The sequence below is a fragment of the Arthrobacter echini genome (assembly GCF_008107445.1).
Lineage (GTDB): Bacteria > Actinomycetota > Actinomycetes > Actinomycetales > Micrococcaceae > Arthrobacter_D > Arthrobacter_D echini_A.
Genome location: NZ_VSLD01000004.1, coordinates 42,603 through 64,983 on the forward strand (window position 1 = coordinate 42,603; position 22,381 = coordinate 64,983).

At 69.8% G+C, this 22,381-nt stretch carries 18 protein-coding genes; 15 read left to right on the forward strand and 3 right to left on the reverse strand.

What is annotated here, in order from left to right; all coding sequences use genetic code 11:
- Positions 1–22: 22 nt before the first annotated feature.
- A complete protein-coding gene (locus FQ377_RS09465) occupies positions 23–1,954 on the reverse strand; it encodes a protein kinase domain-containing protein (RefSeq protein WP_148601023.1) in 1,932 nt (643 codons plus the stop codon).
- 87 nt (positions 1,955–2,041) lie between these two features.
- Complete coding sequence (locus FQ377_RS09470; protein ID WP_262364375.1) at positions 2,042–3,595, reverse strand: LysM peptidoglycan-binding domain-containing protein; 1,554 nt, start codon at positions 3,593–3,595, stop codon at positions 2,042–2,044.
- 206 nt (positions 3,596–3,801) lie between these two features.
- On the opposite strand from FQ377_RS09470, the gene FQ377_RS09475 reads away from it, so the two are divergent.
- On the forward strand, positions 3,802–4,182 hold the full coding sequence (locus tag FQ377_RS09475) for an Rv2175c family DNA-binding protein (protein WP_148601024.1): 381 nt from the start codon (positions 3,802–3,804) through the stop codon (positions 4,180–4,182).
- A 17-nt stretch (positions 4,183–4,199) separates the two neighbouring features.
- On the opposite strand, the gene FQ377_RS09480 is transcribed toward FQ377_RS09475, so the two are convergent.
- The gene (locus FQ377_RS09480) at positions 4,200–5,324 is read right to left on the reverse strand and encodes a polyprenyl synthetase family protein (protein WP_148601025.1); all 1,125 of its coding nucleotides are present in this window, start codon (positions 5,322–5,324) and stop codon (positions 4,200–4,202) included.
- Between the two features lie 90 nt (positions 5,325–5,414).
- Here FQ377_RS09480 and dinB point away from each other — a divergent pair, with 90 nt between their 5' ends.
- From dinB to FQ377_RS09550, 14 genes are all read left to right on the forward strand, one after another.
- Complete coding sequence (dinB, locus tag FQ377_RS09485) at positions 5,415–6,677, forward strand: DNA polymerase IV (protein WP_148601026.1); 1,263 nt, start codon at positions 5,415–5,417, stop codon at positions 6,675–6,677.
- Between the two features lie 221 nt (positions 6,678–6,898).
- On the forward strand, positions 6,899–7,276 hold the full coding sequence (locus tag FQ377_RS09490) for a DUF3040 domain-containing protein (RefSeq protein ID WP_148601027.1): 378 nt from the start codon (positions 6,899–6,901) through the stop codon (positions 7,274–7,276).
- 249 nt (positions 7,277–7,525) lie between these two features.
- A complete protein-coding gene (mraZ, locus tag FQ377_RS09495) occupies positions 7,526–7,957 on the forward strand; it encodes a division/cell wall cluster transcriptional repressor MraZ (protein WP_148601028.1) in 432 nt (143 codons plus the stop codon).
- Between the two features lie 252 nt (positions 7,958–8,209).
- Complete coding sequence (gene rsmH / locus FQ377_RS09500) at positions 8,210–9,211, forward strand: 16S rRNA (cytosine(1402)-N(4))-methyltransferase RsmH (protein WP_262364378.1); 1,002 nt, start codon at positions 8,210–8,212, stop codon at positions 9,209–9,211.
- The gene (gene ftsL, locus FQ377_RS09505) at positions 9,208–9,816 is read left to right on the forward strand and encodes a cell division protein FtsL (protein ID WP_148601030.1); all 609 of its coding nucleotides are present in this window, start codon (positions 9,208–9,210) and stop codon (positions 9,814–9,816) included. Before rsmH ends, ftsL begins: the two co-directional genes overlap by 4 nt.
- A 57-nt stretch (positions 9,817–9,873) precedes the next feature.
- Positions 9,874–11,661 carry a peptidoglycan D,D-transpeptidase FtsI family protein gene (locus FQ377_RS09510; RefSeq protein ID WP_148601031.1) on the forward strand — a complete coding sequence of 596 codons (1,788 nt, stop codon included), beginning with the start codon at positions 9,874–9,876 and terminating at the stop codon, positions 11,659–11,661.
- The gene (locus FQ377_RS09515; protein WP_148601197.1) at positions 11,612–13,312 is read left to right on the forward strand and encodes a UDP-N-acetylmuramoyl-L-alanyl-D-glutamate--2,6-diaminopimelate ligase; all 1,701 of its coding nucleotides are present in this window, start codon (positions 11,612–11,614) and stop codon (positions 13,310–13,312) included. The genes FQ377_RS09510 and FQ377_RS09515 overlap by 50 nt, the downstream gene beginning before the upstream one ends.
- A gap of 6 nt (positions 13,313–13,318) precedes the next feature.
- Complete coding sequence (locus tag FQ377_RS09520; RefSeq protein ID WP_148601032.1) at positions 13,319–14,809, forward strand: UDP-N-acetylmuramoyl-tripeptide--D-alanyl-D-alanine ligase; 1,491 nt, start codon at positions 13,319–13,321, stop codon at positions 14,807–14,809.
- The gene (mraY, locus tag FQ377_RS09525; RefSeq protein ID WP_148601033.1) at positions 14,806–15,906 is read left to right on the forward strand and encodes a phospho-N-acetylmuramoyl-pentapeptide-transferase; all 1,101 of its coding nucleotides are present in this window, start codon (positions 14,806–14,808) and stop codon (positions 15,904–15,906) included. The genes FQ377_RS09520 and mraY overlap by 4 nt, the downstream gene beginning before the upstream one ends.
- On the forward strand, positions 15,903–17,525 hold the full coding sequence (gene murD, locus FQ377_RS09530; protein WP_262364379.1) for a UDP-N-acetylmuramoyl-L-alanine--D-glutamate ligase: 1,623 nt from the start codon (positions 15,903–15,905) through the stop codon (positions 17,523–17,525). Before mraY ends, murD begins: the two co-directional genes overlap by 4 nt.
- The gene (gene ftsW, locus FQ377_RS09535; protein WP_148601034.1) at positions 17,522–18,805 is read left to right on the forward strand and encodes a putative lipid II flippase FtsW; all 1,284 of its coding nucleotides are present in this window, start codon (positions 17,522–17,524) and stop codon (positions 18,803–18,805) included. The genes murD and ftsW overlap by 4 nt, the downstream gene beginning before the upstream one ends.
- Entirely contained in the window at positions 18,802–19,920 is a 1,119-nt protein-coding gene (gene murG / locus FQ377_RS09540; protein WP_148601035.1) for an undecaprenyldiphospho-muramoylpentapeptide beta-N-acetylglucosaminyltransferase, read from the forward strand. Before ftsW ends, murG begins: the two co-directional genes overlap by 4 nt.
- 50 nt (positions 19,921–19,970) lie before the next feature.
- The gene (gene murC / locus FQ377_RS09545) at positions 19,971–21,419 is read left to right on the forward strand and encodes a UDP-N-acetylmuramate--L-alanine ligase (protein WP_148601036.1); all 1,449 of its coding nucleotides are present in this window, start codon (positions 19,971–19,973) and stop codon (positions 21,417–21,419) included.
- 143 nt (positions 21,420–21,562) lie between these two features.
- The gene (locus tag FQ377_RS09550; RefSeq protein WP_187393316.1) at positions 21,563–22,228 is read left to right on the forward strand and encodes a cell division protein FtsQ/DivIB; all 666 of its coding nucleotides are present in this window, start codon (positions 21,563–21,565) and stop codon (positions 22,226–22,228) included.
- The last annotated feature ends 153 nt before the right edge of the window (positions 22,229–22,381 follow it).

Sequence of the window (22,381 nt, forward strand, 5' to 3'; positions counted from 1 at the left end):
CCGAGGGTGCGGCACCGCCGGACTAGGTGACCGTGATGCGGATCGTCGCGCCCTCGGGCTGTTCGCCCGTGGGGCTCTGGCCCGCGACGAGTCCCAGTACGGCGCTGCCGAAGGTGTAGTCCACCTCCACGGTGAAGCCTGCGGCCTCGAGGGCTTCGACCGCCCGGTCCTCCGGGAGTGAGAAGACACCGGGGACCTCGACGAGCCGCGGGTCCAGGGAGACCACGAGGTCGACCGCCTCGCCGCGACGGAGCTCCATGCCCCGGTCCGGTACCTGACCGATGATCCGGCCGGGCTCGACCTCCCTGCTGTACTCCTCGTCCACGGCGCCCACCATCAGGGAGGCGGACCCGAGCGCCGCAGCAGCCTCCAGCTCGGTGCTGCCCACCACATCAGGCACAGGGAAGGGCTCCGGGCCCCGGGAGACGATCAGCTCCACGCGCTCGAACCGGCGCACCCTGGTGGTCGCCTCGGGGTCCGTCCCGATCACCAGCCCTGCGAGCACCTCGTCGTCGTAGACCTCTTCCGTGGAAAGGGCATCCAGTCCCTCCTGGTCCAGCACCGCGCGTGCTTCGGCGAGGGGCACGCGTGCCACATCCGGCAGGCTCACCACTCCGGCCGGGCCCGCGCCGAAGAACCAGCCCGCGCCCGCCACGACGACGGCCAGGAGGAGCAGCAGGATCACGAGCAGGCGCCTGGAGCGTCGGGCGGTGGAGCCGAACAGTGACTTCTCCGGTCGCTGCGCAGCCCTCGCCCGGGCCCGACGGGACGCCCGACTCGCCCCGCTCCGGGCTGCTCCGCTGCGGCCTGCCCCGGGGCGCGGGGCCCGGATGACCGCCGTGGAGTCCTCCGGGACGGTCCGGGACGTGGAGGGTGCGGAGTGCACGTCGGTCGGGGGAACGGCAGCCACCGGTGGTCGCCCCGGCATCGGCGCCAGGACCCGCGTGGCGTGGCTGGTGCCGATGACGCGGGTGTGGTTGTCCTCGTTCTCGCTGACGGGTTCCGCGCCCTGCGCGCCCGGTCGCCCGATGACCACCGCTGTGAGCTGGTCCTGGTGCGCGGGTGCCGGCGGGGCGACGGGAGAGTGGTCGAGTTCCGCGTCCGTGAGGACGGCGCGGATGTGGCGGAGTTCGCCGAGGAGCGCTGCCCCGTCCACGGGACGCCTGTCGGGATCCCTGGACGTGCACCACTGCACGAGCTCGTCGATATCGGGCGCCAGCCCCGGCAGCAGCGTCGAGGGTGCCGGGACGTCTACCCGGGCGTGCTGGAGCGCCACCTGGAAGGGTGAATCGCCGGTGAAGGGCTGGTGTCCGGTCAGCAGCTCGAAGGCCAGCACGCCGATCGAGTAGATATCACTCTGCGCCTGCACCGGCCCGCCGAGCACCAGTTCGGGGGCCATGTATGCGGCTGTTCCGGCGAGGGTCGCGGTTCCGGTGCTGGCCGACAGCGCACGCGCAAGACCGAAGTCCGCGAGCTTGACCTGCCCGGTCTCGGAGAGCAGCACGTTCTCCGGCTTGAGGTCCCGATGGATCAGTCCGGCCTCGTGGGCCGCCGCGAGACCCTCGACCACGGGATCGAGGAGGGCCAGGGTCCGTCGAGGGGTCAGCCTGCCGTGGTCGCGCAGTTCCTCGCGCAGGGTTCGGCCACGGACGAATTCCATCACCAGGTAGGCGACGGGCTGTCCCTCGATCTCGTCGACGCCCTGATCGAGCACGCCGACCACGTGGGGGTGGGAGAGCCGAGCGGCGGACCTGGCCTCCCCCTCGAACCGGGAGACGGAACCCGGCTCGACGGCGAGCTGCGGTAACAGGACCTTCAGTGCGACCCGTCGGTCCAGTCTGCGGTCCGTGGCCAGGTAGACCGTGGACATGCCTCCACGGGCCACCCTGGAGTGGACGGCGTAGCGGCCGTCGATCACGGCGCCCTCGAGCGGGTCCCTGCGTTGCTGCTGCACCCTACGATCGTAAGCGGGTGAGCCGGGAGGGGGTGGGACCACCACGCGATCCCACCCCCGACCGGGCCCTGCGCGGACTGGAACGGGTTACCGGAAGTTCTTCTGGTGTCCCTTGATGGCTGCGACGTACTGCTTGGTGTCGTTGAACATCCCGTTCGTCGTCACCGAGTACTGGCCCTGGTAGTAGGACGCTATCGCGATGTCGAGCGACGGGCTCGTGCGGATCAGCGACCGGATGATGGCCACGCCCGCGGTCGCGTTGTCCTGCGGATCGAGCAGGTTCAGCTTGCGGCCCACGAGCTCGCTCGCCCACACCCCGGAGGACGGGATGACCTGCATCGTGCCGATGGCGTTGGCGGGGGAAACGGCGCGCTGGTTGAAGCTCGACTCCTGGAAGGCGAAGGCGAGTGCCAGGCTCGGGTCCACGCCCATGGAACGTGCCGTGTCGGCGACGATCTGCTGCATCTGGGCGGGGGAGGGGGCTGGCAGGGAATTCAGCAGGGCCTTGTTGGCGTTGGCGTCGGCAACGACGCGGTCCGGGTAGGTGTAGCCGAGGAAGCTGGAGGGAACGAGACCGGTGGGTGCGGGGGCCGGCGCCGGTGCGGGGGTGCTGCCCCGACCGGGGATGACGAGCTTCTGGCCCGGGTAGATCACCGTGGTCATCGACAGCTTGTTCGCCGTGAGCAGGCTCGACAGACTGACACTGTTGCGGGACGCGATCGCCCCGAGGGTGTCTCCGCCCTTGACCGTGTAGCTTCCCGACGCCGGTGCCGGTGCCGGCTGGACCGTCTTCGGGGGCGTGGGCGTGCCGGCCGGGGAGCCCGTCAGCTTCAGCGCCTGGCCCGGGTGGATGATCGACGTCATCGAGAGCCCGTTGGCCTGCAGCAGGCCGGCGAGAGCCACGTTGTTGCGGGCAGCGATGGCGCCCAGGGTGTCGCCCGCCTTCACGGTGTAGGACCCGCCGGTGGGTGCGGGTTTCGGAGCTGGCGCCGGTGCTACCGGCGCCACTGCCGTGGTGCCGACGGTGATCTTCTGCCCCGGGTGGATGATGGCATTCTGCGTGAGCTTGTTGCTTGCCAGGATGCTCTGGAGGCTCACCCCGTGGCGGGAAGCGATGGCGCCGAGTGTGTCGCCGGACTTCACCACGTAGGTGGCGGCTCCGCGGGGAACGGCGACGGGCGCGGTCGGTCCGGTCTTCGGCGCAGCGACGGCACTGCCGGCCACGACGATCTGCTGGCCCGGGTAGATGATCGTCCGGGTGTTCATCCTGTTCAGCTGCAGGACCGCATCCGTGGAGAGCCCGTGCCTCTTGGCGATGGCGCTGATGGTGTCGCCGGCCTTCACGATGTACTTGGCGGGAGCCCGCGTGATCGTGATCCGCTGCGTGGGCACCTGGCTGGCCACCATGGCCGCCGGCACGACGCCCGGGGTGTGGAGCTGGGGCGCGGGCATCGTGAGCACCCGGGTGGCCGGGGCGTGCTGGGCGGGAGCTGCTGCCGCGGCAGGGGCGAGGGCCACGGAGGAAAGGACCACCGCGGGCACGGCGGCGGCGGTCATGGCCACGTCGATCAGTCGCGGGCCCGAGCCCGCGGCCTTCCTGCGGGCATCGGGCAGCGGATCGTTCGGTCGCTGAGCAGTCATATGTCGGTTCCTCGTCTGTTGGCGGCTGAGCCCGCACGGACACGCGAACCCGGGTTGGTCCCGGATTCGCGCAGGTTCTGCTGTGACTATCGAGTCGTATGTTCAGGTTGTTACGTTTGTGACTCCTGAGAATTTACACGAGCCGACGACCCGCACCGGAGGAGGCGCGCCGCGACGATCGGGCGTCGGCCGGCGGGTGGAGTTGGATGCCGGAGCATGGCACGCTTGGAGGCGTGACTGACATCGAACAGCTCGTTCCGGCCTGGCTCAACCTCCCCGAGGTGGCCGAGGCGCTCGACCTTCCCATCACGCGCGTGCACTCGCTCATCAGCGACCGGTCCCTCGTCAGCATCAGGATCGGGGAGCGCAGGATCCGCAGCGTCCCGGCCGAGTTCCTCCTCGAGGGCAGCGTGCTCGACAGCCTCCGGGGAACGGTGGTGGTGCTCGCGGACTCGGGCTTTCAGGACGAGGACATCATCCGCTGGCTCTACACGGAGGACGAGTCGCTGCCGGGTCGCCCGATCGACGCCCTGCGCAACGGACGGAAGACGGAGATCCGTCGGCGCGCCCAGGCTGCCGCCTGGTAGCAGGCTGCACGGACGGCTCAGGCGGTACGGATGACCGCCGCTTCCGCCAGCCGGTGCAGGGCCTCGCGACTGACGCCATCGGCGGGTAGCCGCGTCAGCGCCTCGAAGGCCTCGGCGGACTTCCCCTCGATCAGTTCCTCCGTACGGGCCAGTGCCCCGCTCTCCACGATCAGCGAGCGCAGCAGGGCAACCGCCTCCGCGTCCAGACCCGTATCGCCGAGCATGGCGTTGATCCTCGCGGAGGAGGCTGCCGTGCCGGAGCCGAGAGTCCGCGCGATGAGGAATGTCCGCTTGCCCTCGCGAAGATCGTCACCGGCCGGCTTCCCCGTCACCTCCGGATCCCCGAAGACACCCAGGACATCGTCGCGGAGCTGGAAGGCCTCACCGAGCGGAAGGGCGAAGGCGGAGTAGGCGGCGAGGAGGTCTGCGTCGGCTCCGGCGAGAGCGCCCCCGAGCATCAGCGGCCGCTCCATCGAGTACTTGGCGGACTTGAAGCGCAGGATGTTCAGTGCGCGCTCCTCCGCGACCGCCGGTGACTGGTCCGGGCCCACTGCCTCCTCCAGGAGATCGAGGTACTGACCGGCCATCACCTCGGTGCGCATGCGATTGAAGATGCCCCGTGCGGTGGTGCCCGCCGTGTCCGCGCACGACGCCGTGAAGAGTTCCTCGCTGAAGGCGAGGCAGAGATCGCCCGCCAGGATTGCCGCCGAGACCCCGAAACGTTCAGCGTCCAGGTGCCAGCCGGCATCTGTGTGCCGGGCGGAGAACTCCCGGTGGACACTGGGTCTGCCGCGCCGGGTATCGGAGCGGTCGATCACGTCGTCGTGGATCAGCGCGGCGGCCTGGAAGAATTCCAGGGCCGTACCCGCGGTGACCGGAGCGGACGCATCCTGTACCCCTCCCGCGGCCCGCCAGCCCCAGTAGCAGAGCAGTGCGCGCATCCGCTTGCCACCACTCGTGAGGGTCGCGATGCTCTCGATCAGGGGCAGAGACTCGGACGAGATGGCACCGAGCACGCTCCGCTGGTCGGCGAGGAACTGCTCGATGGTGTCCGTGAGGCGGGATCTGAACCGGTCCTGGTCAGCAGCGATCTCGTCGGAGCCGGAGCCGCCCCGGGAAGGAGTGGCGTGGGGGGACAGCATGGATCTCCCGGGCAGTTCGAGGGGCAGGGTCCGTCCACTCTAGCCGGGAGCCGACACCCGGTGCCCGGTGTCGGTGGCAGTGCGTACTATATGGGCGTGTCAACGGATGAGCGGCTGCAGCAGATCGAGCATGCGGAGTGCCGGATCCTCCACATCGACATGGATGCGTATTTCGTCTCGGTCGAGCTCCTGGAACGCCCCGAGCTCCGGGGCGTTCCGGTCGTGGTGGGCTCTCCCTCCGGTCGCTCGGTGGTCCTGTCGGCCTCCTACGAAGCCCGGCGCTTCGGTGTCCGCTCCGCGATGCCGATGTCCATCGCCCTGCGCCGCTGCCCCACCGCGGTGATCCTGCCCCCGCACCACCAGCGGTACTCGGAGGTGTCTCGTGAGGTGATGCGGATCTTCCGGTCGGTCACGCCGGAGGTGGAGCAGCTCAGCGTCGACGAGGCCTTCCTCGATGTGTCCGGATCCATGAGGCGCCTCGGTGGCCCGCGTGAGATCGGCGAGCAGGTGCGGGAGGAGATCCAGGGGATGCTCGGGATCACGGCCAGCGTCGGCGCGGCCACTACCAAGTTCGTGGCGAAGATCGCCTCGACGGGGGCCAAGCCGGACGGACTCCTGCTCATTCCCGGCGACCAGACCGTCGCCTATCTGCACACCCTCCCGGTCTCCGCCCTGTGGGGGGTCGGGGCTAAGACCCAGGAGGTCCTCGCCAGGGTCGGCATCCGGACGGTCGAGGACGTGGCGCACACCCCGGTCGGGACGCTCCGGAGACTGCTCGGGGCCTCCGGCGAGCACGTCCACCGGCTGGCGTGGGGCCGAGATCCCCGGCGGGTCGAGGTGGCGCGCCCGGAGAAGAGCATCGGTGCGGAGGAGACCTTCTCCCGGGACGTCGACGATTCCGCCGTGCTGCGCACCGAGCTGCTGCGCCTGGCCCACCGGACTGCCACGCGGCTGCGGTCCTCGGGGCATCGTGCCGGCGGCGTGGCCCTCAAACTCCGGTACGCGGACTTCTCCACCCTCACGCGTTCGAAGAAGCTCGACGAACCTGTCGACAACGCCCACGCACTCCACGCCGCCGCGTCGGCACTGCTCGCTTCCCTGGGGGACCGACCCATGGCCGTCCGGCTGATCGGGGTGCGAGCCGAGTCGCTCGAGGCGGGAGGAGACGGATCCACCCAGCTGACGATCGACCGGCGCGACGACAACTGGCGCCTGGCAGAGCGTGCCCTGGACGAGGTGAACAGGAAGTTCGGCGCAGCCGGGGTGGTGCCCGCCGGTCTGATCCTCCCGCGGAGCAGGGCTCCGGCCACCGGCGCTGAGCCGCCACCCGGCGCCATCTCGCGCCGGCCGTGACGAGAGCGAGTGCCCAGTGCTTCCTCCCCCGCAAGTGCGGGTCAGGAACGCATTGTGACTTTGCACCACCTGCGTAGCAAACTAGTCTTGGATCAGGCAATCCGGCTGTTGTCACGCGCGTGGACCGACTGACGACCGAGGTCGTTCCGCAGGGAACGCGGTCCGCCGTCGGAGCGTTGATTCATAGAAGGATTGTTGGCACCCATATCAAGGAGGCGGTCATGGCACTCTCGGAACACGAGCAGAGGCTGCTTGATCAGCTGGAACAGCAGTTGCACGCCGACGATCCCAAGTTCGCGCACTCGATGGCGTCCGACACCCGGAAGGCGATGTCCACCAGGCGCCTGGTGATCGGTTCCCTCATCACCATCGCGGGCATCCTGGTCCTGTTGGCGGGAATCACCTACCAGAACATCTTCATCGGTGTGGCAGGCTTCCTCGTCATGGGCGCCGGGGTGTACTTCGCCACCACGAAGTCGAAGCAGGTCGAGGTGACGGAGCCGGCAGGGAAGCCGACCAAGGCCACCTCCGGCGGCAAGAGCGGATTCATGTCCGGACTCGAGGACAAGTGGGACGAGCGGAAGCGGGATCAGAGCTGACGTGACCCCGGGCAGCAAGCGGCTGCCGCAGTACATCACCGAAAAGAACCCGCCACGGCGGGTTCTTCTCGTTTAAGCGGTCCTGCGACGCGGCGAGCCGAGGCCACGCACCACCGGGAGCATTGGGACTCGCCGGGCGCTCCGACACCCCGGATTGCGTTGACCATGGAGAGTTGTGGAGTAATGTGGAGCACATAAGAGCAGTTCGGCATGGGGCCGGATCAGTCGACTCGGAATAGGCGGTGAGGAGTGTTCCTCGGAACTCACACCCCCCGCCTCGACGAGAAGGGCAGGCTCATCCTCCCGGCGAAGTTCCGCGAGGAGTTGAGTGCCGGTCTGGTCCTCACCAGGGGCCAGGAACGCTGCATCTACGTCTTCAGCATGGACGAGTTCGAAAGGGTGCACGAACAGATGCGGGCCGCACCCATCTCGTCACGCCAGGCGAGGGACTACAACCGGGTCTTCCTGTCCGGTGCTTCGGACGAAGTGCCGGACAAGCAGGGAAGGATCACCATCCCACCGGCCCTGAGGGCTTATGCGGGCCTGGACCGGGAACTGGCCGTGATCGGTGCGGGCAGCCGGGCAGAGATCTGGGACGCCGGTGCCTGGGACTCCTATCTGCTCGAGAAGGAGGCAGCTTTCTCCGAGACGGACGAGGACGCTTTCCCCGGTATCACCTGATCCGGACCGGGCACCACGCAGGAACGAACAGTACGAGTACGACGGAGGAACTCCCGGCGGGGACGCCGGGGAAGCTCCTATTGGATGAGACCTCCAGCCGCCGGATGCGATCAGCCTCCTGGCTCCACTTCCCCGGAGCCAGGCGGAGATCCTCCGGCCGGATGGGGATCTGTTCCAAGAGTGGCACGCAGTGATCCCTGCGCCTGCAGGGTGACAATCAAACGGGCACGAGCCTCAGGAGGGGGAGGGCGCATGCAGGCAGACCGGCCGACGGACGACCGTCATGTCCCCGTCCTCCGCGACCGCTGCGTCAACCTCCTCGCCGCCGCTGTCGACGCCGCCGAGGCAGCCGGACGGCGCGCCGTCGTCGTCGATGCCACCCTCGGGATGGGCGGCCATGCCGAAGCCATGCTCAGGCGTTTCCCCCGGGCGCACCTCGTCGGCATCGACCGCGACACCGAGGCCCTCGGGCTCGCAGGGGAGCGGCTGGCGTCGTTCGCCGACCGCACTGATCTCGTGCACGCGGTGTACGACGAGGTGCCGGAGGTCCTCACCGATCTCGGGATCGACGGCGTGGACGGCGTCCTGTTCGATCTCGGGGTCTCCTCCCTGCAGCTCGACGAGCGGGAGCGGGGCTTCGCCTACTCCTTCGACGCGCCGCTGGACATGCGTATGGACACGAGCAGGGGCATGACCGCCGCGGATGTGGTCAACAGCTATTCTGCAGCGGACCTCCTGCGCATCATCCGTTCCTGGGGCGAGGAGAAATTCGCCGGCCGTATCTCGTCGGCCATCGTGAGTGCCCGCGATGCCGCACCGCTGAGGACCACCTCGCAACTCGTCGACGTGATCCGGGCAGTGGTACCCGCAGGGGCTTCGCGCACGGGCGGGCATCCGGCGAAGCGGACGTTCCAGGCCCTGCGGATCGAGGTCAACGAGGAGCTCGCGGTCCTCGAGCGCGCCGTTCCCGCAGTGATCGACACGCTCCGCACCGGCGGTCGGATCGTCGCGATGTCCTACCACTCGCTCGAGGATCGCATCGTGAAGCGGGCCTTCACCGCGGGGACGACGTCGTCCGCGCCCCCGGGGTTCCCGGTGGAGCTCGAGGAACACAGGGCCTATCTCCGCTCGCTGACCCGGGGCACCGAAGCGCCCACAGCGGCGGAGATCGAACAGAACCCGCGGGCGGCTTCGGCCAGACTGCGGGCAGTGGAACGTACCAGATCAGGACCGGCCGACAGGATGACCACATGAGCCAGGCAGTGACCATCGACAAGCGACATGGCGCTGCTGCGTTCGTGGGCAGTGGAGCCCTGGCGGTGGCCCCGGGTCGGCTCGGTACTCCCCGTGAGGGTGTGGGGATCGATGCACTCCAGCAGCCGCGGACCCCGCTGTCCGTGGTGCCGGCGCGGAGGCGCTCGCGCAGGTTGCCGCTGGCCGTCTTCCTCCTCGCCGTGCTCGCGGCGGCCCTGGCGACGGTGCTCATGCTCAATATCTCCGTCTCCGGAACGCAGTACGACCTGGTGCAGCTCCGTTCGAAGCAGGTTGCCCTGAACCAGCAGAACGAGGCGCTCGTCCTCGAGATCGAGACCCGGCAGGCGCCGCAGAGTCTTGCGGCGCAGGCGGCCAAGCTCGGCATGGTCTCGTCCCCGAGCTTCGGGACCATCGAGCTCGACTCGAAGAAGATCACCGGCGACCCCGTGCCCGCCGTCGAGGGCCCGAAGGCGGAGGTCCTGATCGCGCCGCCGAATCTCACCGGGGAGCCGCAGCCCGTTCCGACCGAGCCGTCGGCCGAGGACGCTGCCCCCGCCGAGGCGGGCGAGGAGACCCTCCCGGCCGAGACCGGCACCGGGCAGTAGCCGCCCGCCCGCCCGGGCCTCCGCCGTCCCGCCTGCTCCGATCGACAAGGATTTCCCGTGACACCAGCACGTACCGGCAGCCCCGACAGCCTCCGACTGGCGTTGGGCTCCAGACGGCTCCGCGCGGGTCTCGCCTTCGTCCTCGTGCTCCTCCTGGTCCTGGGCCTGCGGTTGTTCCAGGTGCAGGCCCTCGATCTGGACGGGATGGCCCAGGCCGGCCTGTCCAAGCGGCTGACGACCACGGCGGTGCAACCCATCCGCGGTTCCATCGTCGACGCGAACGGCAAGAACTTCGCCCGCAGCGTGGAACGCTTCGACATCGTGGTGGATCAGCGCCTGAGTGCGGTCGACGAGTTCCGTCGCTACAGCGACGAGCTCGAGGCCTCCGAGGTGATCCCCATGGAGCAGGGGCTCGCCGAGCTCTCGGATGTCCTCGACATCGACGAGGAGACCCTGCGCGCGGCCGTCCTCGGGGACAAGACCTTCAACTACGTCCTCAAGGCCGTCACACCCGAGGTGAAGAACAGGGCGCTGGCCGTGAAGATCCCCGGTGTCTACGCCGACCAGACCAGTGTGCGCACCTATCCGGACGGGTCGGTCGGCGGGTCCATGATCGGTTACGTCTCCGCTGACGGCAAACCGCAGGAGGGACTCGAGTACGCCCTGAACGATGCGCTCGAGGGGACATCGGGCAGCCGCACCTTCGAGATCGGTGGGGACGGCATCCGGATCCCCTATGCCACCCACGAGGACATCCCCGCCGAGGACGGTCAGGACGTCCGGCTGACGATCGACCAGGATCTGCAGTGGTTCGCGCAGCAGACCATCGCGTCCCAGGTCGAGGAGTACGACGCCGAGTGGGGCAACATCGTGGTGGTGGAGGCCGAGACCGGCAACATCCGGGCCATGGCCGAATCCACGACACCCGATCCGAACGATCCCGGTGCCACGCCGCCCGAGAAGCGCAAGCCCAACTCGGTCAGTGCATCCTTCGAACCGGGGTCCACCACCAAGGTCATCACGCTCTCCGCGGCGCTCGAGCAGGGGCTCATCACACCCACCTCGGAGTTCGAGCTCGACAACCGCTATACCGTGGGCAACCAGACGTTCAAGGACTCGACCGAGCACAAGACCGAGAAGCGCACAGCGGCGGGCGTACTCGCGAAGTCCATGAACACGGGCACGGTCCAGATCGGGGAGAAGCTCACCAAGCAGGAACGCTACGACTGGCTCAAGAAGTTCGGGATCGGCGAACCCCTGGGCACCGGCCTCAACGAGGAGAACCAGGGACTGCTGCCCACCCCGGACAACTGGGACGACCGCCAGCAGTACACGGTGCTGTTCGGGCAGGGGCTCACCCAGACCGCGCTCCATACCGCGATGGTCTACCAGACCATCGCCAACGACGGCGTACGGCTGGCCCCGCGCCTCATCGACGCCTACATCGACCCCGACGGCACGGAGCACGTGGTGCCGCAGGCCGAGGGCACGGAGGTGGTCTCCGAGGAGACAGCGACCCAGATGCGCAAGATGCTCGAGACCGTCACCGAGGAGGGCTCCGGCAAGTCCGGGGAGCTCGATCAGTACCGGGTGGGATCCAAGACCGGCACGGCCGAGGCGCCGAGTGCCTCGGGCGGGTACGACGGCTACACTCTGTCCTACGCGGGTATCGCCCCGATCGAGGACCCGAAGTACGTGGTGGTGGTCACGCTGCAGCGTCCCCAGGGAGATCTGTACTACCTCATCCCGGGACTCTCGTTCCAGAAGGTCATGCAGCAGGTCCTCAATGCGAACAATGTGCCGGCGTCCACCACGAAGCCGGACATCTATCCGGTCGACTACTGATCCGAAGGGCCGGGGCACCGTGCAATCGAAGACTTCGCGCGAGAGCGCTGCGTCCCTGCTGCGACCGCTCACGGTACGGCCGATCGGCCTGTCAGCCGCTCTGGGCCTCATCGGGGACCTCGCAGGCCCGCGTATCGCCCCCGATCTTCCCCGGATCACCGGCATCACACTCGACTCCCGGGCCGTGCTGCCCGGCGACCTCTACGCCGCGCTGCCCGGCGCTGCACGCCATGGCGGCGAATTCACGGACCAGGCCCTCCGCGCGGGCGCTGCGGCGATCCTGACCGACGCGGCCGGCGCGGTTCTCGCGGCGCAGGCAGCCACCGCGAGCGGATCGGAGGCACCGATCATCGTGGTGGTGCCCGATCCGAGGCGCGCCGTGGGGCCCCTCTCCGCAGTGATCTTCGGCACCCGGGACGGCGCGGCCCCGACCCTGTTCGGGGTGACCGGGACGAACGGCAAGACGACCACCACCTACTTCCTCGATGCCCTGCTCCAGGCGCTCGGCCGTACGACGGGACTGATCGGGACCATCGAGATCCGGGCCGGGGGCGAGGCGATCCCCAGCGCCCTGACCACTCCTGAGTCCCCGCAGGTCCATTCACTCCTGGGGCTCATGCGCGAGCGCGGCCTCGATGCGGCGTCCATGGAAGTGTCCTCGCACGCCCTGGAGTTCGGCCGGGTGGACGGGGTCCGCTTCGACGTCGCCGGCTTCACCAACCTGACCCAGGACCATCTCGACCTGCACGGCACCATGGAGGACTATTTCGCCGTCAAGGCCGACCTGTTCACCTCCGCGCGCTGCCGGCAGGCCGTGGTGCTCGTCGACGACCCGTGGGGCCGTCGACTCGCCGCGACGGCGCAGGTCCCGGTCCTGACCCTGCGGACGAGCCCGGGAACGGACGGCGGGGAGCCCGCCGACTGGACCGTGACCGACGTCGGGACCAGCGGCCTGGGACACTCCTTCGTCCTCGCGGGCCGTTCCGGGGAGCGCCTGAGCCTGCGGAGCGGGCTGCCGGGCACCTTCAACATCTCGAACGCCGCTCTCGCCGCCGTCATGGTGCTCGCCTCGGGTGTCCCGCTGGATCACCTCCAGGCCACCCTCGACACCCACGACCCCTTCACCACCGAGGTGCCCGGGCGTATGCAGCTCGTCGGCGAGGAGCCGGCGGCCATCGTCGACTTCGCGCACAACCCGGATGCCCTGGAACGCACCCTCGCCTCCGTGCGCAGACCCGGCGGCCGGGTCATCTCGGTGTTCGGGGCGACGGGCCAGCGCGACGAGTCCAAGCGCCCCGTCATGGGCGCGGTCGGGGCGCGGTTGTCCGACATCCTGATCGTGACGGACGACGACCCGCACGACGAGGACGACGCGGTGATCCGCCGCGCCGTCCTGCAGGGCGCCGAGCAGGCCGTGCGGGAGGAGCTCCTCGGCTGCGACATCCTCGAGGTGTTCCCCCGGGCAGCGGCGATCGACCGCGCCGTCGAGCTCGCCACGGGCGCCGACACCGTGATCGTCGCGGGCCGCGGCCACGAGGTATGGCAGGAAGTGAAGGGCGTCAATGTCTCCCTCGACGACCGCGTGGAACTGCGCTCCGCGTTGACACGGCATGGATTCTCTGTGCTTTCCGCCCCCGGGATAGACTCCTGAACCGTCATGATTGAATTCAGCGCAGCCGAGATCGCGGCACTCACGGGTGGGGTCCTGGTCGGCGTCGATCGCCGGCGCCCCATCATCGTCACCTCGGCCGCCGTCGACTCCCGCGAGAGCGGACCCGGGGGGCTGTTCATCGCCAAGCCCGGCGCGGAGTCGGACGGCCACCTCTTCGTCGGGGCGGCCTTCGACCGCGGCGCCGTCCTCGCCCTGGCCGAACGCCAGGTCGACCGGGAGGACGGGCGTGCGTTCCCCGCCGTCGTGGTGCCCGACGCTGTCTTGGCGATGGGCACCCTCGCCGCCGAGACCGTCCGGCGCCTGCGTGCCGCGGGTGACCTCACCGTCATCGGCGTGACCGGGTCCGCCGGGAAGACCACCACCAAGGACCTCTTGGCCGGCATCCTCGGCCCGGTCGGCCCCACGGTCGCGCCGCGCGGCTCCTACAACGGTGAGGTGGGCGTGCCCCTGACCGTCTTCGAGGCGGGCTGGGACACCCGCTACCTCGTCATCGAGATGGGTGCGACCAAGCCCGGCAACATCACCTATCTGGCCGAGCTGGTCCGCCCCGATATCGGCGTGGTGCTGGGCGTCGGCTCCGCGCATGTGGGGGAGTTCGGCGGCGTGGAGAACATCGCCCGGACCAAGGGCGAACTCTTCGAGGCCCTCGGCGCCTCCGGGACGGCGATCATCAACGCCGACGACGAGCGTGTGCTCGCGATGCAGGACAGGACCTCGGCGCGCCGCTTCTTCTTCTCGTCCTCGGACGACTTCCGCTCCGACGATGCAGTGGTGCTCGCCCGCAACGGCACCACCACCTCCGAGGGCCACCCCTCCTTCACCCTGGTGTTCCCGGACGGCAGCGAGCACGACGTCGTCTCGCCCCTGCTCGGGCTGCACCACATCGTGAATCTGCTGGCCGCCGCCACGGTCGCCTACGCCGTCGGGTGCACGCCGGACCACATCGCGGCCTCCCTGCGGGTCCTGGCGGCAGCGAGCCGCTGGCGCATGGAGCGTACGGACCGGGCGGACGGCGTGAGCGTCATCAACGATGCCTACAACGCGAACCCGGAATCCATGCGCGCCGCCCTGCGCACACTTGCGGAACTCGGCCGCAACCGACGCAGGTCCTGGGCCGTCCTCGGCGAGATGCTCGAACTCGGGGAACGCTCCATCGAGGAGCACGATCTCCTCGGACGCGTGGTGGTGCGGCTGAACATCTCCAAGCTGATCTGCGTGGGTCCGAACACGCGGGCGCTGTTCAACGGTGCGGTGCTCGAGGGCTCCTGGGGCAGCGAGGCCGTCCATGTGGACGACGTCGAGGCGGCCGAACGGCTCCTGCGGGCCGAACTCGAGCCCGGAGACATCGTCCTGTTCAAATCCTCCAACGGCGCAGGGCTACGGTTCCTCGGGGATCGCATCGCCGCCGGCACGCAGAACGCCACCGGGGACGCGGAGCGCGAACCGGACCCTTCAGGAAAGGCCCCCAAGCCGTGATCGCTCTCCTCGTGGGCTCCGCCTCCGCGCTCTTCTTCGCCTTCGTCGGCACCCCCCTGTTCATCCGGCTCCTCGTCAGGCGCGCCTACGGCCAGTTCATCCGCGACGACGGGCCTACGGCCCACCACACGAAGCGCGGTACGCCCACCATGGGCGGCGCCGTGATCGTCGGATCGGTCCTGCTGGCCTACTTCCTGACCCATCTGCTCATGATGGCCACCGGGTCGCCGGTCGGCGGACCCAGCGCCTCGGGCCTGCTGCTGCTGTTCCTCGCCACCGGCATGGGACTGGTGGGCTTCGCGGACGACTTCATCAAGATCTCCAAACAGCGCAGCCTCGGCCTGAGCGCCCCGGCCAAGATCGCGGGCCAGACCGCCGTGGGCGTGACCTTCGGCATCCTCGCGCTGCAGTTCCCCAACGAGCAGGGACGCACCCCGGCATCGACGGCCATCTCCTTCATCCGGGACACGCCGATAGACCTGGCGTTCGCCGGGACCCTCCTCGGAGCGATCCTGTTCGTCGTCTGGTCCAACCTGATCATCACCGGAGCCAGCAACGGCGTGAATCTGGCCGACGGACTGGACGGACTCGCAGCCGGGGCGTCCATCCTGGTCTTCGGGGCGTACCTGCTGATCGGCATCTGGCAGAGCAACCAGAGCTGCGGCTCGCCCGGCGCCGGCAGCGTCTGCTACGAGGTGCGCGACCCGCTGGACCTGGCCCTCGTCGCCGGCGCCATGTGCGGCGCCCTCGTGGGCTTCCTCTGGTGGAACACGTCCCCGGCACGGATCTTCATGGGCGACACCGGATCCCTGGCCCTCGGCGGCGCGATCGCCGGCTTCGCCATCCTGTCGCGCACCGAACTGCTGCTCGTGATCCTCGCGGGGCTGTTCGTGCTGATCACGCTCTCCGTCATCATCCAGGTGGGCTATTTCAAGCTGTCCGGGGGCAAGCGCGTGTTCAAGATGGCACCCCTGCAGCATCACTTCGAACTCAAGGGCTGGGCCGAGGTCACGGTGGTGGTGCGGTTCTGGATCCTCGGGGGACTGTTCGTCGCCGTGGCACTGGGCGTCTTCTATGCGGAATGGGTTGTGGGATGAGCGAAGCGGAGGGAAGCATGGCGACCGGAGCCACGGGAGCAGGGCATGGAGTCGACCGGCTGGCATCGCTGGTGACCTGGGATGCCGACTGGGCAGGACTGCGCGTCGTCGTCGCCGGGATCGGCGCCTCCGGATTCTCCGCGGCCGACACGCTCATCGAACTCGGCGCCGTCGTCGTCGTCGTGGACGCGGGTGCCGGCGAGGAGAACGAGGCGCGCGCCGAGACGCTGCGGATCGTGGGTGCCCGAGAGGTGCTGCTCGGGGCCGAGCACGCAGCCTCCCTGCCCCTGGTGGACGGCCGTCCGGCAGAGCTCGTCGTCACCTCCCCGGGCTGGCCGCCCACCCAGCCACTCCTGGCCGCGGCCGCAGCGGAGGGCATCGCGATCTGGGGCGACGTCGAACTCGCCTGGCGGGTGCGGATCCGCGAGGGCCGCCCCACCGCCGACTGGCTGACGATCACGGGCACGAACGGGAAGACGACCACCGTGGGCCTCACCGAAGCCATGCTCCTGGCCTCCGGCAGGCGGGCCATCGCCGCGGGCAACGTGGGCATCCCCCTCCTCGACGTCATCCGCGACCCCCAGGGCTACGACGTCCTCGCCGTCGAGCTCTCGAGCTTCCAGCTGCACTGGGCCCACTCCATCTCGCCGCTGGCCAGCGTCTGCCTCAATGTGGCCGAGGACCACGTGGACTGGCATGGCAGCTACGAGGCGTACGTCGCCGCGAAGGCCTCGGTCTACGAGCGCACGAGGATCGCCTGCATCTACAACGTGGAGCAGCGCGAGACCGAGACCATGGTGGAGAACGCCGACGTCATCGAGGGCTGCCGGGCCGTGGGCTTCACCACGGGTACGCCGTCGATCAGCATGGTCGGCGTGGTCGAGGATCTGCTGGTCGACCGCGCCTTCATCGCGCAGCGCAAGGACTCGGCCGCCGAGCTGGCCGCCCTCGGAGACCTCGGCGCGGTGGTACCCCGGCACCTCGTGGCCGATGCCCTCGCCGCCGCAGCCCTCGTGCGGGCCGCCGGTGTGGAGCCGGCCGCGGTTCGCGAGGGCATCCGTGCGTTCCGCCCTGGCGATCATCGGATCCAGGTGGTCGGTGACGAGGACGGCGTCCTGTGGATCGACGACTCGAAGGCCACCAATCCGCATGCCGCAGCCGCCTCCCTCGCGTCCTTCGAATCCGTGGTCTGGATCGCGGGAGGGCTCTCCAAGGGTGTCTCCTACGACGACCTCGTCCGGGACCACGGGCGCCGCCTCCGCGCCGTCGTCCTTCTCGGAGCTGACCCGACCCCGCTCCAGGACGCCCTTGCGCGCCACGCGCCGGAGGTGCCAGTCCTCCTCCACCCCGCACAGCGCGCATCGTCGGACCCCGCATCCGCCATTACTGCCGACCGGGAGCGCGGCGCCGGGAAACCCCACCAGCTGCCGACGGGCGAGGCCCTGATGCACTGGGCGGTCGCCGAGGCGGCAGGCCTCGCCCAGCAGGGGGACACCGTGCTCATGGCCCCCGCCGCCGCGTCCATGGACCAGTTCTCCTCCTACGCGCACCGGGGAGCCGCCTTCACGGCCGCCGTCGCAGCGCGCAGTGGGCAGGGAACCGGGGAGGGCGCATCATGAGCACCTCGACCCGCACCGAAGCCCCCGCGTCGACGAGCCATCCGGTCCGCGAGCGGATCCGGAAGGGCTGGTCCCTCCTCGAGGGCGCCGGCCGGACGCCGTCGGGTTCGAGCTACTACCTCATCCTCGGGGCCGCCCTGGCGCTGACCGCGATCGGCCTGCTGATGGTCCTCTCCGCCTCGTCCGTCGAAGCCATCTCCGAGGGCAAGGAAAGATTCGATCTCTTCCTGAAGCAGGCCATCTGGGCCAGCGCAGGCCTGGTCCTGATGCTGGTGCTCTCGCGCCTCGGCCCGCGTGCGTACCGGGCGCTGGCCTGGCCCAGCCTCGGGATCGCCGTCGTGCTGCTGGTCCTGGTTCTCGTGATCGGCGTGGAGATCAACGGCAACAGGAACTGGATCAGGATCGGGTCGCAGACGTTCCAGCCGTCCGAGCCGACCAAGCTCGCGCTGGCCCTGTGGTTCGCCGCGGTCCTGGAACGGAAGAAAGCCCTCATCCGGGACTGGCGCCACGTCCTGATGCCGGCGCTGCCCTTCGGCGGCCTCCCGATCGGGCTCGTCCTGCTGGGCGGGGATCTGGGAACCGGGCTGGTCCTCATGATGATCGCCGGAGCGGCACTGTTCTTCGCCGGAGCGCCGCTGAAGCTGTTCATCCTCACCGGGGCCGGGGCGCTCGTCGGGTCGCTGCTCATGGTGGTCACCAGCGAGAACCGCGGCGGGCGCATCCGCGCCTGGCTCGGCCTGAACTGCGACAACGGGGCCGATCTGTGCCTGCAGTCCGACAACGGGCTCTTCGCCATGGCCTCCGGCGGCTGGTTCGGCGTGGGGATCGGGCAGAGCCGGCAGAAGTGGAACTGGATCCCCGAGGCGCACAACGACTTCATCTTCGCCATCATCGGCGAGGAGTTCGGCCTCCTCGGCACCCTCGTGGTCGTCCTGCTGTTCGGCATCCTCGCCGTCGCCACCATCCGGGTGGCCCTGCGGTACACGGATCCGTTCGTACGCATCCTCATGGGATCGATCCTCGTCTGGCTGATCGGACAGGCCTTCGTCAACATCGGGATGGTGACCGGGCTGCTGCCCGTGATCGGGGTTCCCCTGCCCTTCATCTCCTACGGCGGCTCCGCGCTCACCTTCACGCTCGGTGCGGTCGGGGTACTCCTGTCCTTCGCCCGCAAGATGCCGGCCACGCCGGAGACCGCCCCGCAGCCCGGCCCGGCCGGGCGCACCACGACGCCCGCCGGCGCCTCCCGCACCATCCGACGGAACGGCGCCCGATCATGACACCCACCTCCTCCGACCGGGCCGTGTCCGTGGTCCTCGCGGGCGGCGGCACCGCAGGCCACGTCAGCCCCCTCCTGGCCATCGCCGGGGCCCTCGTCGAGAAGCGCCCCGGGGCGCGCATCACGGTGGTCGGGACCGAGGCCGGCATGGAGACCCGCCTGGTGCCCGCCGCCGGGTTCGAGCTACGGACGATCGATCGCGTACCCTTGCCGCGGCGCCCGTCGATCGACCTGCTGAAGCTGCCGGTCCGTTTCGTCCGCGCGGTGCGGCAGGCACGCCGGATCATCGTCGCGGCTGGAGCCGACGTCGTCGTCGGGGTGGGTGGGTACGTCTCCGCGCCCGCCTATCTCGCCGCCCTCTCGGCGCGTGTCCCCGTCGTCATCCACGAGGCCAATGCCCGACCCGGTATCGCCAACAGGGCGGGGGCACGGATCGCGTCGCGTGTCGCGGTCGCCTTCGAGGGCACGAGACTCACGGGTGCGGTGCTGGTGGGCATGCCGATGCGCAGGAGCATCGCCGAGCTCGACCGCGCGGGGTCCCGCACCGAGGCTCGCGCGGGCCTCGGCCTCGCTCCGGAACGGACCACGCTCATCGTCACGGGCGGGTCCTCGGGAGCTGCAAGCATGAATCGCGCCCTGGCGTCCGCCGTTCCCGATCTCGTGGCGGCGGGGATCCAGGTCCTCCATCTCACCGGCCGGGGCAAACACATTGCCGGAGCGGACGGCACACCCCTCGCCGTGCCCGGCTACCAGCAACTCGAGTTCGTCGACGGCATGGAGCGCGTGTACGCGGCGGCCGATCTGCTGGTGGCCCGCGCCGGCGCAGCGACCGTGAGCGAGATCAGTGCCGTGGGCCTTCCCGCCGTGCTCGTCCCGCTTCCCCACGGCAACGGTGAGCAGCGACTCAACGCCGCCGGACTCGTGGCTGCCGGTGGCGCCGTGCTGGTCGACGACGCGGCCTTCACGCCCGCGTGGATCCGCGGTGAACTCCTGCCGCTGGTGTCCGACGCCGCCCGGTTGCAGGCGATGTCGGCGGCATCCCGCGCGCGCGGGGTGCGCGACGCCGATCGCCGGATGGCGGAGCTCGTCCTCGCCGTCGCGGAGGACCACCGATGAGCACGGACGGCTCACCAGGACAGCACACAGCAGCAGCTACGGAAGTCCCGATGAACACCACCGCACCGGCGCTGGAGGCAGGCCTGACGGAACCGGTCCATTTCATCGGGCTGGGAGGCGCAGGCATGTCCGCGGTGGCCCGCGTCCTCCTGGGCCAGGGGCTGCGGGTCTCGGGGTCCGACGCCGCCGACTCGAAGGGCCTGCGGGCGCTGGCCGCGCTGGGCGCCGACGTCCACCTGGGGCACGCCGCCGACAACGTTCCCGGGGAGGGCACCGTGATCGTGTCCTCGGCGATCCGTGGGACGAACCCCGAACTGGTCGAGGCGCGCGGCCGCGGCCTGCCCGTGCTCCACCGCTCTGAAGCACTCGCGGCCGCCATGCACGGGCAGCGGTCGGTCGCAGTCGCGGGGACGCACGGCAAGACGAGCACGACGGCGATGCTCACCGTCCTGCTGCGGCAGGCGGGGTTCGGCCCCTCCTTCGCGATCGGCGGCGATGTCGCCGCGCTCGGCGTCAACGCGGAGTGGACCGGTGGCGACATCTTCGTCGCGGAGGCGGACGAGTCCGACGGCTCGTTCCTGAACTACGCACCCCTGATCGCCGTCGTGACGAATGCCGAGGCCGATCATCTGGACCACTACGGCAGCGCCGACGCCGTCCATGCGGCCTTCCGCGACTTCGCGGACAGTATCGGTGACGGCGGACTCCTGGTGGCGTGCGCCGACGATCCAGGGGCTGCGATGCTCGCCGAGAGGCTTCCGGCGTCGCGCCGCGTCCGGACCTACGGCTATGGCGAGACGGCGGACGTCAGGATCAGCGGGACGAGATCCGTGGGAAGTACCACCAACAGCGTGCTGTCCTTCTCCATCGACGGGCTCGACGCCGTCCAGGAGCTCCAGCTCAGCGTCCCGGGCCGGCACAACATCCTCAACGCCGCCGCGGCCTTCACCGTGGCGCTCGAACTAGGGGTGGATCCCGCCGTCGCTGCGACCGGGCTGGCACTGTTCTCCGGAGCGGCGCGCCGGTTCGAGGCCCGTGGGGAGGCCGACGGCGTCCGCGTGTTCGACGACTATGCGCACCATCCCACCGAGGTCCGTGCCGCCCTGACCGCCGCGCGGACCGTCGCGGGGGAGCACCGCGTCCACGTTCTCTTCCAGCCGCACCTGTTCTCGCGCACGCGCGAGTTCGCTGCCGGGTTCGCCGAGGCCCTGACGCTGGCGGACACCACCACGGTGCTGCCCGTCTACGCGGCCCGGGAGGACCCGGCCGACGACGTGGGCGGCTGGTCCATCACGGAGCTCATGCCCGCCGGCACCGCGCGCTACGTGGCGGACCCGACGGAGGCACTCCACGCGGTCGTGGGCGGGGCCCGTCCGGGCGACATCGTCCTCACGGTGGGTGCCGGGGACGTGACCCACCACGGAGGGGAGCTCGTGGCCCTGCTCGCGCGACGCACCGCCGGTCACCGGCCTCCTCCGGTCACCGGGACCGGGACCTGATGGCACGGAAGCCACCACGGCCCGCGGGGAGATCCGGCAGCACCCCCGTCCCCGGGCACGTAGTCGGTACCGGCGACGCGCCGCGGTCGGGGACCGTCCTCGACTTCCCGGGGCCCCGCCGGTCCCACCGCTTCAGGAACACCGTGCTGACACTCGTCTCGCTGGCTGTGGTCCTCGGCGGCCTGGTGGCGTTCGCCGTCTTCTCCCCGGTGCTCGCGCTGCAGACCATCGTGGTCCAGGGCCAGTCCCTGACCACCGCGGACGAGATCGACGCCGCCCTCGAGCCGCTGACGGGGACCTCCCTGACGCGGATCTCCCGCGAGGACGTCCTGGAGCTCCTGGCGGACAAGGCGCCGATCGAGGACGTGCGGATCGCCGCCGAACCGCCCTCCACACTCGTGGTGACGCTCGAGGAGCGCAAGCCCGTGGCCGTGGTGCGCGAGGGCTCCGAGTTCGTCCTCATCGACTCCGCGGGGCAGCACCTGGCCGGCGTGGCCGATCGCGAGGACGTCGAGCTCCCGCTCATCGACGGTGGGACGGACGCCGCCGACTCGGCGATGTTCTCCGCCATCACCGAGGTGCTGGCGGAGCTGCCTGATCCGGTCCTGTTCAGGCTCACGAGCGCGTCCGCGGGAAGCGTCGACTCGATCAAGCTGTCCCTCGACGGGGACCGGACGATCTTCTGGGGCAGTTCCGAACGCAGCGGGGAGAAGGCGCTCGTGGTGGAGGCCATGCTCGCCATGCCTGCCGGGGACCAGCCCGTCAAGGAGTTCGATGTCAGCACACCCGACCGTCCGGTCACCCGGTGAACCCGGTGCGGAGCGGGCGGTCTGGAGCGACACGCAACGCCCGGTTATTGCATCATGGCGCCGACGCACCTAGCGTCGAACACAGAAGCTACTTGACATAACGTTAACTTTCAACCTGAACGTTAATGTTATGGGGGCAGACTTGGGCCGAGA

Excerpts from the sequence above, each read along its gene's own strand:
- FQ377_RS09470 (WP_262364375.1), bottom strand. The coding sequence starts at position 3,595 with ATGACTGCTCAGCGACCGAACGATCCGCTGCCCGATGCCCGCAGGAAG.
- FQ377_RS09475 (WP_148601024.1), top strand. The coding sequence starts at position 3,802 with ATGCCGGAGCATGGCACGCTTGGAGGCGTGACTGACATCGAACAGCTC.
- FQ377_RS09480 (WP_148601025.1), bottom strand. The coding sequence starts at position 5,324 with ATGCTGTCCCCCCACGCCACTCCTTCCCGGGGCGGCTCCGGCTCCGAC.
- dinB (WP_148601026.1), top strand. The coding sequence starts at position 5,415 with ATGGGCGTGTCAACGGATGAGCGGCTGCAGCAGATCGAGCATGCGGAG.
- FQ377_RS09490 (WP_148601027.1), top strand. The coding sequence starts at position 6,899 with ATGGCACTCTCGGAACACGAGCAGAGGCTGCTTGATCAGCTGGAACAG.
- rsmH (WP_262364378.1), top strand. The coding sequence starts at position 8,210 with ATGCAGGCAGACCGGCCGACGGACGACCGTCATGTCCCCGTCCTCCGC.
- ftsL (WP_148601030.1), top strand. The coding sequence starts at position 9,208 with ATGAGCCAGGCAGTGACCATCGACAAGCGACATGGCGCTGCTGCGTTC.
- FQ377_RS09515 (WP_148601197.1), top strand. The coding sequence starts at position 11,612 with ATGTGCCGGCGTCCACCACGAAGCCGGACATCTATCCGGTCGACTACT.
- FQ377_RS09520 (WP_148601032.1), top strand. The coding sequence starts at position 13,319 with ATGATTGAATTCAGCGCAGCCGAGATCGCGGCACTCACGGGTGGGGTC.
- murD (WP_262364379.1), top strand. The coding sequence starts at position 15,903 with ATGAGCGAAGCGGAGGGAAGCATGGCGACCGGAGCCACGGGAGCAGGG.
- ftsW (WP_148601034.1), top strand. The coding sequence starts at position 17,522 with ATGAGCACCTCGACCCGCACCGAAGCCCCCGCGTCGACGAGCCATCCG.
- murG (WP_148601035.1), top strand. The coding sequence starts at position 18,802 with ATGACACCCACCTCCTCCGACCGGGCCGTGTCCGTGGTCCTCGCGGGC.
- murC (WP_148601036.1), top strand. The coding sequence starts at position 19,971 with ATGAACACCACCGCACCGGCGCTGGAGGCAGGCCTGACGGAACCGGTC.